This is a genomic window from Tsukamurella pseudospumae (assembly GCF_001575195.1).
Taxonomy (GTDB): Bacteria; Actinomycetota; Actinomycetes; order Mycobacteriales; family Mycobacteriaceae; genus Tsukamurella; species Tsukamurella pseudospumae.
In genome coordinates, this window is sequence record NZ_LSRF01000033.1 from 195863 (window position 1) to 211407 (window position 15545).

12 protein-coding genes are annotated in these 15545 nt (G+C 72.5%); 7 read left to right on the forward strand and 5 right to left on the reverse strand.

All coding sequences use genetic code 11. From position 1 onward, the window contains the following. The first annotated feature begins 35 nt into the window (after nucleotides 1–35). Nucleotides 36–794, forward strand: a complete 759-nt coding sequence (locus AXK60_RS11440; protein ID WP_068571244.1) for an IclR family transcriptional regulator — start codon at nucleotides 36–38, stop codon at nucleotides 792–794. Nucleotides 795–843: 49 nt separating this feature from the next. On the opposite strand, the gene AXK60_RS11445 is transcribed toward AXK60_RS11440, so the two are convergent. Genes AXK60_RS11445 through AXK60_RS11455 form a run of 3 tightly spaced genes read right to left on the reverse strand, consistent with a single transcriptional unit; the run spans nucleotide 844 to nucleotide 3188 of the window. Further along, nucleotides 844–1527: a nuclear transport factor 2 family protein gene (locus AXK60_RS11445; protein WP_068571245.1), complete on the reverse strand. Its 684-nt coding sequence runs from the start codon at nucleotides 1525–1527 to the stop codon at nucleotides 844–846. Further along, nucleotides 1528–2292, reverse strand: a complete 765-nt coding sequence (locus AXK60_RS11450; protein ID WP_068571510.1) for a glucose 1-dehydrogenase — start codon at nucleotides 2290–2292, stop codon at nucleotides 1528–1530. It abuts the gene before it with no gap. A 5-nt stretch (nucleotides 2293–2297) separates the two neighbouring features. Beyond that, on the reverse strand, nucleotides 2298–3188 hold the full coding sequence (locus AXK60_RS11455) for a 3-oxoacyl-ACP reductase (protein ID WP_068571246.1): 891 nt from the start codon (nucleotides 3186–3188) through the stop codon (nucleotides 2298–2300). A 120-nt stretch (nucleotides 3189–3308) separates the two neighbouring features. Here AXK60_RS11455 and AXK60_RS11460 point away from each other — a divergent pair, with 120 nt between their 5' ends. From AXK60_RS11460 to AXK60_RS11475, 4 genes are read left to right on the forward strand one after another with little or no spacing between them, the layout of a single operon-like run. Then, nucleotides 3309–4490 carry an acyl-CoA dehydrogenase family protein gene (locus AXK60_RS11460; protein WP_068571247.1) on the forward strand — a complete coding sequence of 394 codons (1182 nt, stop codon included), beginning with the start codon at nucleotides 3309–3311 and terminating at the stop codon, nucleotides 4488–4490. 21 nt (nucleotides 4491–4511) lie between these two features. After that, entirely contained in the window at nucleotides 4512–5594 is a 1083-nt protein-coding gene (locus tag AXK60_RS11465; RefSeq protein ID WP_068571248.1) for an acyl-CoA dehydrogenase family protein, read from the forward strand. Then, the gene (locus tag AXK60_RS11470) at nucleotides 5591–7234 is read left to right on the forward strand and encodes a GMC family oxidoreductase (RefSeq protein WP_068571249.1); all 1644 of its coding nucleotides are present in this window, start codon (nucleotides 5591–5593) and stop codon (nucleotides 7232–7234) included. The genes AXK60_RS11465 and AXK60_RS11470 overlap by 4 nt, the downstream gene beginning before the upstream one ends. Nucleotide 7235: 1 nt before the next feature. Next, the gene (locus AXK60_RS11475) at nucleotides 7236–8822 is read left to right on the forward strand and encodes a long-chain-fatty-acid--CoA ligase (RefSeq protein ID WP_068571250.1); all 1587 of its coding nucleotides are present in this window, start codon (nucleotides 7236–7238) and stop codon (nucleotides 8820–8822) included. On the opposite strand, the gene AXK60_RS11480 is transcribed toward AXK60_RS11475, so the two are convergent. After that, complete coding sequence (locus tag AXK60_RS11480; RefSeq protein ID WP_068571251.1) at nucleotides 8811–10328, reverse strand: ATP-dependent DNA ligase; 1518 nt, start codon at nucleotides 10326–10328, stop codon at nucleotides 8811–8813. The two genes, AXK60_RS11475 and AXK60_RS11480, sit on opposite strands and share 12 nt — an antisense overlap. A 101-nt stretch (nucleotides 10329–10429) precedes the next feature. Between AXK60_RS11480 and AXK60_RS11485 the strand changes: the two genes are divergently transcribed. Beyond that, complete coding sequence (locus tag AXK60_RS11485; RefSeq protein ID WP_068571252.1) at nucleotides 10430–11464, forward strand: ATP-binding cassette domain-containing protein; 1035 nt, start codon at nucleotides 10430–10432, stop codon at nucleotides 11462–11464. Continuing rightward, nucleotides 11461–12282 carry an ABC transporter permease gene (locus AXK60_RS11490; protein ID WP_068571253.1) on the forward strand — a complete coding sequence of 274 codons (822 nt, stop codon included), beginning with the start codon at nucleotides 11461–11463 and terminating at the stop codon, nucleotides 12280–12282. Before AXK60_RS11485 ends, AXK60_RS11490 begins: the two co-directional genes overlap by 4 nt. 22 nt (nucleotides 12283–12304) lie before the next feature. On the opposite strand, the gene AXK60_RS11495 is transcribed toward AXK60_RS11490, so the two are convergent. Next, nucleotides 12305–15526 (reverse strand): ATP-binding protein, encoded by a 3222-nt coding sequence (locus tag AXK60_RS11495; RefSeq protein ID WP_231855491.1) that lies wholly within the window; start codon nucleotides 15524–15526, stop codon nucleotides 12305–12307. Nucleotides 15527–15545: the final 19 nt, after the last annotated feature.

A 15545-nucleotide genomic window follows, 5' to 3' on the forward strand; every position in this document is an offset into this window, starting at 1 on the left:
CGACGGCCCCGGGCCGAGGCTGGCAGACTGATCCCATGCGTCCCGCTGAGCGGAACGACGGTGCCACCGTCGACCGGATAGCCGCCGTGCTCTCCGCCTACCGGCCCGGCGACGGCGGCCTCGGCGTGTCCGAGCTCGCGCGGCGCACCGGCCTGCCGAAGTCGACGGTGCACCGCCTGACGGGGCACCTCGTGGCCGCGGGGCTGCTCGCGCGCTCCGGCACGGATCTGCGGCTCGGCCTGCGGCTCTTCGAGATCGGGCAGCTCGCGACCGGGCACCGGGACCTCGTCGACGCCGCACGTCCGCTCCTCGCGGACCTGCGCTCGGGCACCCGGAACACCGTTCATCTGGCGCGGCTCGAGGGCACCGAGGTCGTCTACTTCGAGGTCCTCCCGGGTCCGGACGCGCCGAACCTGCCGTCGCGGGTCGGCGGGCGCATGCCCGCGCACGCGACGGGCGTCGGCAAGGCGATCCTGGCGTTCTCGGACGCCGCGGTCGTGGACGGCGTGATCGCGACCGGCCTGCCCCGGCTGAGCACCCGGACCATCACCTCGCCCGCGATCCTGCGCCGGCAACTGCAGCGCGTCCGGGACGACGGCGTCGCCTACGAGCGCGAGGAATCGAGCACGGGAACCGTCTGCGTGGCCTGCCCGGTCCTCGACGCCGACGGTGCCCCCGTCGCCGCCGTCTCCGTGGCCGGGTGGAGCAACCGCATGCGTCCCGAGCGGGTCGCTCCCGCGGTCCGCGCCGCCGCCCTCACCCTCTCCCGCGTCGCCGCCCGCCGCCCCGATTGAACACCGTTACGGAGAGGAAACCCGCAGATCGGAATCTCCATAACGGTGTTCAATCGGGGAGGTGGACGGTGACCGTCGGCTCCCGTCCGCACAGGTCGACGAGGGCCACGCCGCGGCGGGCACCGTCGTACACCGTGGCGGTCACGGCCGTGCCGGAGGCGAGGACCTTGCCCACCTGCAGTCCGCGCAGGTGCAGCAGCTCGGTGGCCCGCCGCCGGCCGCTTCCGCCGACACCGCGGACGCCGCCCAGGAATGCCAGGGCGGCACGAGGACCGAGAGTGCGGAACAGACGCGGTCCGAGCAGGGCGCCCGCAGCGAGGCCGCGCGGCCCGGAGAGCAGCAGCTGCGCGATCATTCCGCGCAGCTCCCAGTGGGCGTGCAGCCCGGTGATCGCGGCGCCGTCGGGACCGTCCGCCACGGTGTACCGCAGGTGCATCGGGATGTGCAGCGTGACACCGGTACTCATCGTGGTGTGCACGGTGAGGTCGCGGACCATCAGTCCCTCAGCCGCGAGGATCACGTCGTGCTCGACTTCGAAGACGATGGTGTTCGGGCCGATGAACATGTCGTAGAAGCGGGCGATCGCCGCGGGAGTCGTCTGCGGCGGCGGCCCGACGGGGTCGTGCACGGCCCCGTCGGGCGCGAACAACGCGGTCCATGCCGCCTTGTCGTGCGCGGCGACGGCGGTGGGCGAGGCCTCGACGACCCGCCGGATCGCTTCGATGCCGGGCATCTACAGCTTCAGGGCGTGGGTCGCGGTGGCGCCGCCGTCCGCCACGAACTCGGCGCCGGTGCTGTAACTCGCCTCGTCGGAGGCGACGAACAGCACGAGCGAGGCGATCTCGTCGGCGCTGCCCTGCCGCCCGATCGGCAGTCGCTGCTTGAGCCAATCGGTCGGCGGTTCGTTGCCGCCCAGCGCATCCGCCACCATCGCGGTGTCGATCATGCCCGGATGCACGGAGTTGACGCGGATGCCGTACTGCCCCAGTTCCATCGCGGCGGACTTGGTCATGCCGCGGATCGCGAACTTACTGGCGGTGTACGCGGTGAGGTAGGGCATGCCGCCCAGCCCCTCGACGGACGAGGTGTTGACGATCGATCCGCCGCCCGCAGCCTTCATCGGCTCCACCGCGGCGCGCATGCCGAGGAAGCAGCCGAACTGGTTGATGCGGATGACCCGCTCGTAGTCGGCGAGTGCCGTCTGCTCGATCGCCGAGAAGAACAGCACGCCGGCGTTGTTCACCAGCACGTCCAGTCCGCCGAAGCTCTCCTGCACGGCCGCGACCGCAGCCGCCCACTCATCCTCCGAGGTCACGTCGAGGTGCCGGTACACGGCGGCGCTGCCGAGCTCGGCGGCCAGCGCCTCACCCTGTTCGTCCAGCACGTCGCCGAGCAGCACCTGCGCGCCCTCCGCGACGAACCGGCGCGCCACCGCGGCGCCCTGTCCCCGTGCGGCGCCCGTGACGAGCGCCCGCTTCCCCGTGAGCCTTCCGGTCATACCGATCACCCTTCCAACTGTGCTGCGACGAACATGCGGTCGTCGCGGTCCGCGAAGTAGCCGCCCACCGCGGCGGCGAGACCGGCCTCGTCCCACTGCCCGCCGTCGGCGTCGAACCGCTGCTCGAGCGAGGGCGGCGCCATGAGCGCCACCATCCCGCCGTGCACCACGAACACCTGCCCGTTGATCCTCGCGGCCTCCGGTCCGGCGAGGAAGCGCACGAACCGCGCCACGTGGTCGACCGACAGGGGGTCGACGGTGCCGTCGGGTGCGTCCCCGAAGACGCCCTCGGTCATGGCCGTCCGCGCGCGGGGGCAGATCGCGTTGGCACGCACTCCGTATCGTCCGAGTCCCCGCGCGGTCGCGATGGTCAGTGCCGCGATGCCGGCCTTGGCCGCCGCGTAGTTGGGCTGGCCGACCGAGCCGAACAGGAAGGCCTCCGAGGACGTGTTGACCACCCGGCCGTAGACCTCGCCGCCGGACGCCTTCGCCGCGTCCCGCCAGTACGCCGATGCGTTGCGCGAGAGCAGGAAGTGCCCGCGCAGGTGCACCCGGACCACCGAGTCGAACTCGTCGTCGGTCATGGAGAAGATCATCTTGTCGCGGCAGAAGCCCGCGTTGTTGACCACGATGTGCAGCCCGCCGAGCCCCTCGGCGGCGGCCATCAGCGCGTCGGCCGTCTCCCGGTCGCCGGAATCGCCGAGCACCAGCTCGGCGCGGCCGCCGTCGGCCCGGATCGACGCGACCACCTCCTCCGCCGCGGGCGAGACATCGCCCACCACGATCGCGGCGCCGCCGCGGGCGAGCGCCAGCGCCTCGGCGCGGCCCAACCCGGCGCCCGCGCCGGTCACGATCGCGACCTTGCCGTCCAGGCTCGCCACCTCTGCCTGCGTCATGTTCCACCCTTCGATGTAAGAACCTGTTCACTGCGGAGCTCACGCTCCCCCTCCACAGGAAAATACTGCCGAGACCGCGGTTTCGTTCCACTTTTCTAGAACTTGTTCTACAGTGACGCCATGCGGATCGACTATGCGCCGGAACAGCAGGAGCTGCGCGCGGAACTGCGCGGCTACTTCGCCCAGCTCATGACACCCGAGCGCCGCGAGGCCCTGCTCGGCGCCGGCGGTGAGTACGGTGACGGCGAGGTCTACAAGGAGATCACCCGGACCCTCGGCAAGGACGGCTGGCTCGCGATCGGGTGGCCCGAGGAGTACGGCGGGCAGGCGCGCCCGATGCTCGACCAGCTGATCTTCACCGACGAGGCCGCCGTCGCCGGCGTGCCCGTCCCCTTCCTCACCGTGAACACCGTGGGCCCCGCGATCATGGCGGGCGGCACGGCCGAGCAGAAGGCGGAGCTGCTGCCCGGCATCGCCGCGGGCGAGACCCACTTCGCGATCGGCTACTCGGAGCCCGAGGCGGGCACCGACCTGGCGGCCCTGCGCACCCGGGCCGTGCGCGACGGCGACGACTACGTGATCAACGGCCAGAAGATGTGGACCTCGCTCATCGAGTACGCCGACTACGTCTGGCTCGCCGCGCGCACCGATCCCGAGGCGCAGCGCCACCGCGGCGTGTCGATCATGGTGGTCCCCACCGCCGCCGAGGGCTTCTCCTGGACCAAGGTGCACACGGTGGCCGGCCCCGGCACCTCCGCCACCTACTACCAGGATGTCCGCGTGCCGGCCACGGCCGTGGTGGGCGAGCTGCACAGCGGCTGGAAGCTCATCACCAACCAGCTCAACCACGAACGCGTCGCGCTGACCTCCGCCGCCCCGCTGCTGGACTCGGAACGGCAGGTGCGGCACTGGGCGCAGAACACCAAGCTGGCGGACGGCTCGCGCGTCATCGACGCCGAGTGGGTCCGTACCCACCTGGCCCGCGTGTACGCCCACGCGCAGTACCTCAAGCTGCGGAACTGGAAGATCGCGTGGGCCGCCGACCACAGCGAGCTCGGCCCCGCCGACGCCTCCGCCACCAAGGTCTTCGGCACCGAGTACGCCACCGAGGGCTACCGGCTCCTCATGGAGGTCCTCGGCACCGCCGCGATCGTGCGCGCGGGCTCGCCCGGCGCGCTCCTGCGCGGCCGGATCGAACGGCTGCACCGCAGCTCCCTGATCCTCACCTTCGGCGGCGGCACCAACGAGATCCAGCGCGACCTGATCGCCGGAGCCGGGCTCCGGCTGCCGGTCAGCCGCTAGGACGTCAAGGAGACACACGACATGGATTTCACCGTCCCCGAGGCACGCACCGACCTCGCCGAGCTGACCCGGCGCATCGTCGAATCGTGGCGGGACAAGACGCCCCGCCCTACCGATTCCGGTCTCGACCAGGAGCTCTGGGCCACGCTGGCGCGGTCGGGCGTGCTCGACGCGGCGCTCCCCGCCACCGTGGGCGGCGGCGGGCTGGGCCTGCTGGCCCACACCGCGGTCCTGGCCGAGCTCGGTCGCGTCGCGGCCCCGGCGCCCTACCTCGACACCGTCCTGGTCGTCGCCGAGAGCCTCGCCGAGGCCGGGAGCCCGGAGCAGATCGAGCAGTGGCTGGTTCCGCTCGTGCGCGGAAGGTCCACGGCCGCGGTCGCCTTCGGCGATGCGCTGAGCGGGTTCACCGCCCGTCCGTCGGGTGACGGCTGGCGGGTCGACGGTGCCCAGACCGCGGTCTCGTCCGCCGCCTTCGCCGACCTCCTCGTCATCGAGGCGACGACGCAGGACGGGCCCGCGCTCTTCCTGCTCCCGCGCGCCACGACCGGGCTGTCGGTCACGGGCCAGCACGTGGGGAACGGGACCGATGCCGCGCTCGTCGAGGCCGATGCCGCGCTCGTGCCCGCGCCGGCGCGGCTCGGCGGCGCCGACACCGCGGCGCGCGCTCGCCGCCTCGCTACCCTCGGCTGGTGCGCTCTGCAGGCCGGCATCACGGAGCGCGCGCTCGAGCTCACCGCCGACTACGCCCGCACGCGTGAGCAGTTCGGCAAGCAGATCGGCTCGTTCCAGGCGGTCCGGCAGCGCCTCGCCGACGCCTACATCGATGTCGAGGCCGTCCGCCTGACGGTGCTCGAAGCCGCCTGGCGCGAGTCCGAAGGCCTCGATGCAGCGGCCGAGATCGCCACCGCCAAGTTCTGGGCCGCCGAGGCCGGACACCGGGTGGCGCACACCGCGGTCCACGTGCACGGCGGCGTCGGCATCGACACCGACCATCCCACCCATCGCTACTTCGTGGCGGCCAAGCGCGCGGAGTTCGCGCTCGGCGGCGCGACGGCCCATCTCCGCGCCCTGGGCGCGACCCTCGCCGGAAGGAACCCCGCATGATCCGCAAGACGTACAAGACCACGACCTCCGCCGTGTCGCCGAACGAGGCGGTCGACTACATCGTGATCGGTTCCGGCAGTGCGGGTTCCGTGATCGCCGGACGGCTCGCCGACACCGGCGCCAGCGTCGCGCTGCTCGAGGCCGGCCGCAACGACAACACCCGACTCGCCCAGGTCCCCGGCATGATCTCGATGGTCCACACGGTCCCGCAGCTCAAGGCGCGGGTCGCCTGGAAGCAGTACTCGACCCCGCAGAAGTTCGCCAACGACCGCCGGATCCCCATGACCCGCGGCAAGGTGCTCGGCGGTTCCAGCTCGATCAACGGCATGCTCTTCGTCCGCGGCAACCGCGCCAACTACGACTCGTGGGCCGCCGAGGGCGCCACCGGCTGGGACTACGAGGGCGTGCTCCCCGCCTTCAAGCGCCTCGAGAACTGGGAGGACGGCGCCACCGATCTGCGCGGCACCGGCGGCCCCATCGAGGTGACCCGACAGGCCCACCTCACCGACGCCACGAGGTCCTACATGGGGGCACTGTCGTCGACGCTGAACGCGCCCATGATCGACGACTACAACGGCCCGTCCCAAGAGGGCGTGAGCGTCTTCCAGCAGAGCGCCGCCGGCGGCACCCGGTTCAGCTCCGCGCACGGTTACCTGCGCGAGGCCCGCCCGAACCTGCGAGTGCACGTGAACGCCCACGTCAAGCGCGTGGTGATCGAGAACGGCCGCGCCACGGGCGTCGAGGTGCTGGACGGGAACGCCGTGACCACGATCCGCGCCAACCGCGAGGTCATCGTTTCGGGCGGTGTCATCGGCTCGCCGCAGATCCTCATGCTGTCCGGCATCGGGCCCGGTGCGCACCTGCGCGAGAAGGGGATCGACGTGCACGCCGACCTCCCTGTGGGCCAGAACCTGCACGACCACCTGTTCGTCCCGCTGACCTTCCTCATGAAGGACGCCGTCCACAAGGGCACGCCCGCGTACTTCGCGAAGGGCCTGGCGAAGGAGTGGCGCAGCCCCGGCCAGAGCTTCATGGCGAACACCGTTTTCGACGCCGCGGCCTTCGTGCGCACCTCCTACGCCAAGGACATCCCGGACCTGCAGATCCACTGCCTGCCGTGGAACTACCCGACGCCGAACCAGGACGCCGACAAGCTGCACATGGTCGACCCGCGGCCGGGCCTGACGATCCTGCCCACGTTGATCTACCCGCAGAGCCGCGGCGAGCTGCGGCTGAACTCGGCGAACCCGCTCGAGCAGCCGTCGATCGACCCCGGGTACCTCAGCGACCCGCAGGACACCGAGGTCCTCATGGAGGGCATCGGCATGATCCGCGAGGTGATGCGGCACCCGTCCGTCGCGCCGATGGTGAGCGAGGAGTTCACGCCCGGCGCCTCCTTCATGGACGATGCCGCCCTGCGCCGCGAACTCCCGAACCGCGTGCACTCGGTGTACCACCCGGTGGGCACCTGCCGCATGGGCACCGACGAGCGGTCCGTCGTCGACCCCGAGCTGCGGGTCAACGGGATCGAGGGGCTCCGCGTCGCGGACGCCTCGATCATGCCGTCCATCACGGGCGGCAACACGAACGCGCCGTCGTACATGATCGGCGAGATGTGCGCGCGGTTCCTCGGCGCGTGAGATGAGCGCTGCCCTCCCGCAGTCACTTCCGACTGTCGCCGACCTGCTGCTCGCCCGCGCCGGGGACTCCCGCGCGGGCCTGCGGGCCGGTGACCGGACGTGGACCTGGACCGAGCACGTCGAGCAGTCCGCGGTCCGGTCCGCCGTCCTGCGGGAGCTCCTGCCCGACGACGCCGGAGGCGGCCCCAGCGCAGGAGCTGCGCCCCGTCACATCGGGGTGCTGGCGGACAACGTTCCGGAGTTCTCCTTCCTGCTCGGCGCGGCAGCCCTGTCGGGTGCGGTCGTGGTGGGGCTCAACCCCACCCGCCGCGGCGAGGCGCTCGCCCGGGACGTCGCACTGGCCGATTGCGGCGTGGTCCTCACGCAGGGCCGGCGCGCCGCGCTCCTCGACGGCCTCGATCTCGGCGTGCCGGTCATCGACCTCGACGGTCCGCGGTGGGCGGAGCTGCTCGCCGCGCACGCGGGCGCGTCGCCGCCCGCCGCGGCGGTGAACACCGACAGCCTGCTGGCCCTCGTCTTCACCTCGGGCACGAGCGGCGAGCCGAAGGCCGTGCAGGCCACGCACGGCAAGTTCACGGGTGCCGGCATCATGCTGGCGCAGCGGTTCCGGCTGACCGGCGACGACACCGCGTACATCGCGATGCCCCTGTTCCACTCCAACGCGCTGCTCGCGGGGTGGGCTGTAGCGCTGGCCGCCGGCGCGACCATCGCTCTGGCCGAACGGTTCTCGGCGTCGGGCTTCCTCGACGACGTGCGCCGGTACGGCGCCACCTACGCCAACTACGTAGGCACGCCCCTGTCGTACATCCTCGCCACGCCGGAGCACGCCGACGACGCCGACAATCCGTTGCGCGTGCTCTACGGCAACGAGGGCCGCGCCGACGACATCGCCGCGTTCGCTGCCAGGTTCGGCTGCCACGTCCAGGACGGGTACGGCTCGTCCGAGAACGGTGTCGCGATCGCCCGCACGCCGGACACCCCGCCCGACGCGCTCGGCCCCCTGCCCGACGGTGTCGCCGTCTGGAAGCCCGGCACCGCGCAGGAGTGCCCGCGTGCCGTGACCGGCCCGGACGGGGCGCTGCTCAACGCCGACGAGGCGATCGGCGAGCTGGTGAACACCGCGAGTACCGGCGGATTCTCCGGCTACTACAAGGATCCCACCGCGGACGCCGCGCGCGCGACGGGCGGCGTGTACCGCACGGGCGATCTCGCCTACGTCGACGAGGCGGGCTTCGTGCACTTCGCCGGCCGCACCGGCGACTGGATGCGGGTGGGTGGCGAGAATCTCGGCGTCGCACCGATCGAGCGCGCTCTGCTGCGCCATCCCGCCATCGCCGAGGCGGCGGTGTACGGCCTGCCCGATCGCGTGGGCGACCAGGTGGCCGCGGCACTCGTGCTGGTCCCCGGCGCGACACTGACACCGGGCGACCTCGCGGACTTCCTCTCCGTCCAGCCGGATCTGAGCCCGCGCCAGCACCCGCGCCGCCTGCGCATCGTGGACGAGCTGCCCCGCACCCCGTCGTTCAAGGTGCTCCGGCGGGCCCTGGTCACCGACGGGATCGACGCCACCGATCCGCTACTCGGGTAGCAGTGACCGCACCGCCTCGATCGTGTCCGCCTCCGCGGCGGACTTGTCCGGGCGGTAGCGCAGCACCCGGGCGAAGCGCAGCGCAACACCGCCCGGGTACCGACGCGAGACCTGCACGCCATCGAGCTCGATCTCGACGACGATCTCGGGACGTAGGAACACCGTGTGCTCGTCCCGCTCGCGCTCGTGGAGCGGGAACTCCTCGGTCTGCCAGCGCAGCAGCGCATCGGTCAGGCCCTTGAAGGTCTTGCCCACCATGATCGGATCGCCGCCGCCCGGGTCCCGGGCACCGAGGTGCAGGTTCGAGAGCATGCCCGTGCGGCGGCCGTAGCCCCACTCGGCGCCGAGCACCACCAGGTCGAGCGTGTGGACCTGTTTGACCTTCTGCCACGCCCGCCCGCGGCGGCCTGCGGCGTACGGCGACGTGAGGTCCTTGATCATCACGCCCTCGTGGCCCGCGGCGAGCGCGGCGGCGTAGTGGGCGGCTGCCTCGTCCGGCGTGGGCCGGGCCAGGGCGGGGATGCGGAGCTCGCCCGCCGCGGCATGCAGCGCCTCCAGGCGCACGGACAACGGCTCGTCGAGCAGGTCCCGCCCATCGAGGTGCAGGCAGTCGAAGAAGTAGGGCCGCAGCACGGTGTCACCGGAGTCCGTCGACCCGAATCGGCTCATCGTCTCCTGGAAGGGCCGCGGCCGCCCGGCGTCGGTCAGCGCGAGCGACTCGCCGTCGAGCACCACGGAACTGCACGGCAGCTCCCGGGCCAGCGCGACGATCTCGGGCACCGAGCCGGTGATGTCGCGCAGCGTGCGGGTGTAGACGCGGACCTCGTCGCCGAGCCGGTGCACCTGGATCCGCGCACCGTCGAGCTTGAACTCGACGCTGACCTCCGGCCCGAGGTCAGCCAGCGCGGAGGCGACGCCCTCCGCCGGAGAGGCGAGCATCGGTGAGACGCCGCGCAGTACCTCCAGCCCGAATCCGGCGAGCTCAGCCGCACCGCCCGACAGCGCCGCCGCGGCGGTGTCCGGAAGGGAGCCCGAGAGCATCGCGGCCCGGCGCACCACGTTGAGCGGGACCTCGGCGGCGCGCGCCACCGCGTCGGTCACCACGCCCGCGAGCGCGCCCTGCCGCAGCTCCCCGGTGACGAGCCCGACCAGGAAGCGCTGTTCAGCCGCCGTCGCGCGGCCGAGCAACCCGGCGAGGACGGCGTCCCGTCGGGCAACCGAGCCGGCACCCGAGGTCCCGGCCAGCTCGTCCAGCGCGCCGGAGACCTCCTCGACGCTCAGCGTGGGCTCGGCCGCTGGGTCCAGACCGTCGACGGTGCGCCCGACGGTGCGCCAGCCCGCGCCGAGGCGGCCCTGCAACAGCCCGCCCGACAGCCACGCGACGACCGGCCGCACGTCCGCGACCCCGGCGGCGCGGATCACGGCCGCCAGTGCGGCGATCTTCGCGGTGCGCGAGCGGGTGCCCGCGACCTCGGCGGATGCGGCGACGACCTCGGCGAACAGCACTCCGCCATTGTCGCGCAGACCCCTGACATTTTCGGTGCGAGCGCCGCGACAGGCGGCGTCAGTGCCGTGCAAGGTCCGCGACAGCGACGCGATGCATCGTGATGAGCATGACGATCACACAGATGAGGACCGGCCACGTCCCGTCCTCCCCCACCGACCTCGCGATCGACGCCCGCGGTCTGGTCAAGCACTTCGGTGCCACCCGCGCCGTCAACGGCGTCGACCTGCAGGTGCCCACCGGCACCGTCTACGGCGTGCTCGGTCCCAACGGCGCCGGCAAGACGACCACCATCAGCATGCTCGCGACCCTGCTGCGGCCCGACGCCGGCAGCGCCCGCGTCTTCGGGCACGACGTGGTGGCCGAATCCACCCTCGTCCGCTCGCTCATCGGGGTCACGGGCCAGTACGCGTCCGTCGATGAGGACCTCACCGCGAGCCAGAACCTCGTGCTGTTCGCCCGGCTGCTCGGCAAGAGTCGCCCCGCCTCGCGGGCGCGCGCCGACGAGCTGCTGCACGCCTTCGGTCTCGAGGACGCGGCGAACCGTCCGCTCAAGGAGTTCTCCGGCGGCATGCGGCGGCGGCTCGACCTCGCGGCCAGTCTCATCGACACCCCTCCGCTGCTGTTCCTCGACGAGCCGACGACGGGCCTAGACCCGCGCACCCGGTCCCAGATGTGGGACACCATCCGCGATCTCGTCGCCCAGGGCTCGACGGTGCTGCTCACCACGCAGTACCTCGACGAGGCCGATCAGCTGGCGGACCGGATCGCGGTGATCGACCGCGGGCTGGTCATCGCCGACGGCACGGCCGACGAGCTCAAGGCCTCGGTCGGCTCCGCGACCCTGCAGCTCACGCCCGCCGACCGCGCGGACGCGCCGACGGTGGCCCGCACCGTCGAGCGGATCCTCACGGAGACGGCGGCGTTCAGCCCCGAGGCCGCCCGCGTGACGGCCCCGCTGCATCGCCCCGACCTCGTCCCCGACCTGCTCATCGCCCTCCGCGAGGAGGGCGTCGCCATCGAGGAGATCGTCGTCTCCAAACCCAGCCTCGACGAGGTCTTCCTCACCCTCACCGGCCGCCCCGACGACAGTTCGGAAGGCTCGGCCGCCACCGACACCGCCCAGGAGGCGTCATGACCACCACCCTCACCCCTGCACCCGGCAGGACGCCGGAACGCATGGCCACGAACCACATCGGCCTCGCCGAGACCGTCCGGCAGTCCTTCACCATGGGCTGGCGCGGCGTGCTCAAGATCCGGCACAACCCGGAACAGCTCTTCGACGTCGTGCTGCAGCCGATCATCTTCACGCTGATGTTCACCTACATCTTCGGCGGCGCGATCAGCGGCGACGTGCAGCACTACCTGCCCGTGATCATCCCCGGGATCCTCATGCAGACGGTGATCGTGGCGTCCATCGTCACCGGCACCCAGCTGCGCGAGGACATGGACAAGGGCGTCTTCGACCGGTTCCGGTCGCTGCCCATCGCCCGGATCAGCCCGCTCGCAGGTGCCCTACTCGCCGATGTCATCCGCTACCTGATCGCCACCGTCATCACCTTCGCGGTAGGCATCGCCATGGGCTGGCGCCCCGACCCGGTGGGCGTCCTCGCCTCGACCGCGCTGATCCTGTTCTGCGCCTTCGCGGTGTCGTGGATCTTCGCGCTGATGGGCTGCCTCATGAAGAAGGCCACGGCCGTGCAGGGCGTGTCGATGATGATCATGTTCCCGCTGACCTTCCTGTCCAACGCGTTCGTCCCGGTGGACACGATGCCGGGTTGGCTGCAGGCCTTCGTCAACGTCAATCCCGCGAGCCATCTGGTGACCGCGATCCGGGAGCTGTGCGACACCGGCCACGCCGGCATCCACGTGGTCTGGAGCCTCGTCGGCGCCGTGGTGCTGATCGCGGTGTTCGCGCCGCTCGCCGTGCGCGCCTACATCCGCAACGCCCGCTGACGCCGCGCTCCCGGCGCCGCCGCTACCCCTTCTCGCGCAGCGCGGCGGTGGTCTCGCGCAGGAGGCGGACCGCCCTCGACCGGGACAACCCGGCGATGCGGTCCGCCTCGGCGCGCCACCTGACGTCCGGGAGGTCCGACGGTGCCGCGAACCGCTGCAGCGCCGCGTGCATGACCGGGTAGTCCTGCCGCGCACCGAGCCTGCGCGCCAGGCTGATCAACACGGTGGCCTCCTCCGACGCCGGCTCGGTGGCGACGAGGTACGACCCGACTGCGAGCGCCATGGTCGCGGCCTGTGGGAGATCCCAGTACCCCGTGATACCGAACATGGCCTCGTCGCCGGCGATCAGCGCCGCGACCAGTTCCCGGCCGGTCTCCGCCGCGCCGCACTCGACGACGCCGAGCAGGGCCGTGGCGACGAGCATCTCGCCGCCGGGATCCCTCCCGCCGTTGGGGATCCGGCGTATCAGCAATTCCCCCGCCCGCCGGTACAGTGCCGCGTCGGGCTCGCCACGGAGCCGCGCCAGCTCCGCGGCGCCGATCAGCACGGAGGCCGCGACCTCGGGGCCGCCGTCCGGATCCGGTCCCGTAGGGTCCCAACCGTCCTCGAGCGTCCGCTGCAGGGCAGCGGCCTCGTCGATCCGGCCGAGGCAGCACAGACCGGCCACGAGGTACGCGGTCGCCTGTTTCACGTCCTCGTCCGCACCGATCGAGGCCAGCTTCTCGGCGGCGATCCGGTAGCGCCGGACGGCCTCCTCCCAGTCTGCCCGCTGGCCGTACACGCTGCCGGTGCTCATCGCCAACATCGCATCGGCCCACGCGTCCCCGTCGTGGCCGAGCGCGCTGATCGCCTGTGAATCCTGGAGCGCGCCCACGAGGTCACCGCGATTCTCCCGCAGGTTCATCCGGGCGGCGAGCGCCGGAACGCGGACCTCGTCCGCGGGGGCGTCCACGCCGGCGACGACGAGCCGCAACACGCCGGTCACCGAGTGCTGCAGGAACAGGGCGCCGAAGTAGTCCGCGGGTCGGTTCAGCCGCAGGTCGGGGCGGTGTAGCCGCCGGATCATGGTACGGCCGCGGGCCATGTGCCGCGCCCTCGGGTCGACGCCCGGCGCCGCGCACGAGGCGAGCAGCGTGATCTGCCACAGCTCCCGCTCCTCCTCATCGATGCCCGCGGCGATGGCGGCGCGCGGATCGGGGAGTGCTCCGACGATCCGGTGGCCGATCTCCTGGACCTGCCCGTGCAGGCTCCGCATCGACCACAGGCCCGCGATGAGTGGGAACACCCGGATCACCGTCCGGGTCGCAGCGGTGTCGCCGGCGACCATCTCCGCGACGGCGCCGCGGAGCACGAAGACCAGGTTCTCGATGTCCTCCGCGAGGCGTCCGATGACGCCGTGCCCGCCGACCGCACGGTATTCGCGCCACATCCGGACCGCGACGTCCGCCGCCCACTCCGCCATCGCGGCGTCCACGTCCGCCGATTCCGAGCCCTCGAGCGCCGTCGGGCCGCCCTCAGCGAGGCGTTCCTCGCCGAACTCGCGGACCGTCTCCAGCATGCGGTACCGGGTGCGACCGCCGTTCTCCGTGACCTGGAGGAGTGACTGATTCGCGAGCGAGACCAGTGCGTCGTCGAGCGCCAGCGGGTCGAGACCCGTCGTGGCGGCCGCCGCCTCGGCGTCGAACCCCGCGGGGAACCGGCACAGTCGGCGCAGCGACAGCTGCGCGTCCGGCTCGAGCAGGTCCCAGCTCCATTCGATGACCGCGTGGAGCGTCCGGTGCCGGTCCGGTGCGGAGCGATCCGCCGACCGCAGCAATGCGAACCGCTGCTCGAGCCGCGCGGTGATCTCCTCGACGCCGAGGGTCCGTACCCGTGCCGCCGCCAGCTCGATGGCGAGCGGCAGGCCGTCCAGACGGCGGCAGAGCTCGGCGACCGCCTCCACGGGAAGCCGCACGTCGGGGCGCACGGCGCGGGCGCGCTCGCCGAACAGCTCGACCGCCGCGGCTCCCTCGCCCTCGGTCCCGAGCACCGGGAGGGGGTGCACCCACTCGGCGCGTAGTTGCAGCGGAGATCGGCTGGTCGCGAGCACGCTGACCCCGGACGCCCCGGCGACGAGATCCGCGACGACGTCGGCACAGGCGTCCACGACCTGTTCGCAGTTGTCCAGGACGAGGAGGCACCGTCGGCGCCCGAGATGCTCCAGCAGACGCTCCCCCAGATCCCGGATCGTCATGCGGGGCAGGCCGTCCGCGCCCAGATCGGGTTCGGAGAGCCCGAGCACGCGCGCGACGGCGGGGAGCACGCCGTCGGCGGATCGGACCGAGGCGAGGGGCACGTAGTAGACCGCGGTGCCGGCGCGCGCGAGCGCGTTGCCGACGGCCTCGGCGATGCGGGTCTTCCCGACCCCGCCCGGCCCGAGCACCGTCACGATCCGCCGGTCCGCGAGCAGGCCGACGAGCTCCGCGACCTCGTCGTCGCGGCCGATGAGCGGCGTGACCTCGGCCGGGAGACCCACCGCGGCCGCCCGGTCGGCCGACGGTGCCGCGCTCGCCCCGGCCAGCAGGTCGCGGTGCAGGCTCGTGGCCTCGGCGCCGGGGTCCGTGCCGAGCTCTGTGATCGCGACGCGCCGGAGCTCGGCGTACGCGGCGAGCGCCTCGGACGTGCGTCCCGCGCCGGCGAGGGCGCGCATGAGCAACACTCGAGCCGGTTCGTCGAGCGGATCCGCCGCGATACGACGCTCCGCGATCGCCTGCGCCGTCGCATGATCCCCGTTCTCGAGGGCATCGGCGGCGACGCGGGCCTCGAGTCGGTCGAACGCCGACGCCGCGCGGCGGGCGAGCTTGTTCGTGGGGCCGAGGCCTTCGAGATCATCGCCGGGGGCGCCGCGCCAGAGCCGCACCGCGGCGGCGTGCCCTTCGCCCTCGCGCACCGCGGACTCCGCGCGGGCCAGGTCGGTGTCGGCCTCGAGACGGTAGCCGCCGGCGACCGCGTCGACCGTGACCGGCCGGAGCAGCGTGCGCAGCCGGGAGATCTGCGTGTGCAGCGCCGCGTGCGGGGACCTCGGGGGCTCGTCGCCCCACACCTCGTCGACGAGGCGGTCCGCGCTCACCGGGCGGCCGTCCGCCAGCACGAGGGCCACCAGCAGGCGCCGGGCCCGAGAGCCCGGTACGGCGCGACCACCGACGACGACCGGTCCGAGGACGCCGATCATCGCCGCTTCGTCGGGAGCGCTGCCGTCGTGCACCCGGCCAGCGTAGTCGCGT

What these genes read in the sequence shown, in the direction of transcription:
- AXK60_RS11490 (WP_068571253.1), top strand. Translation starts at nt 11,461, where the DNA reads ATGACCACCACCCTCACCCCTGCACCCGGCAGGACGCCGGAACGCATG.
- AXK60_RS11475 (WP_068571250.1), top strand. Translation starts at nt 7,236, where the DNA reads ATGAGCGCTGCCCTCCCGCAGTCACTTCCGACTGTCGCCGACCTGCTG.
- AXK60_RS11470 (WP_068571249.1), top strand. Translation starts at nt 5,591, where the DNA reads ATGATCCGCAAGACGTACAAGACCACGACCTCCGCCGTGTCGCCGAAC.
- AXK60_RS11455 (WP_068571246.1), bottom strand. Translation starts at nt 3,188, where the DNA reads ATGACGCAGGCAGAGGTGGCGAGCCTGGACGGCAAGGTCGCGATCGTG.
- AXK60_RS11440 (WP_068571244.1), top strand. Translation starts at nt 36, where the DNA reads ATGCGTCCCGCTGAGCGGAACGACGGTGCCACCGTCGACCGGATAGCC.
- AXK60_RS11460 (WP_068571247.1), top strand. Translation starts at nt 3,309, where the DNA reads ATGCGGATCGACTATGCGCCGGAACAGCAGGAGCTGCGCGCGGAACTG.
- AXK60_RS11465 (WP_068571248.1), top strand. Translation starts at nt 4,512, where the DNA reads ATGGATTTCACCGTCCCCGAGGCACGCACCGACCTCGCCGAGCTGACC.
- AXK60_RS11450 (WP_068571510.1), bottom strand. Translation starts at nt 2,292, where the DNA reads ATGACCGGAAGGCTCACGGGGAAGCGGGCGCTCGTCACGGGCGCCGCA.
- AXK60_RS11445 (WP_068571245.1), bottom strand. Translation starts at nt 1,527, where the DNA reads ATGCCCGGCATCGAAGCGATCCGGCGGGTCGTCGAGGCCTCGCCCACC.
- AXK60_RS11485 (WP_068571252.1), top strand. Translation starts at nt 10,430, where the DNA reads ATGAGCATGACGATCACACAGATGAGGACCGGCCACGTCCCGTCCTCC.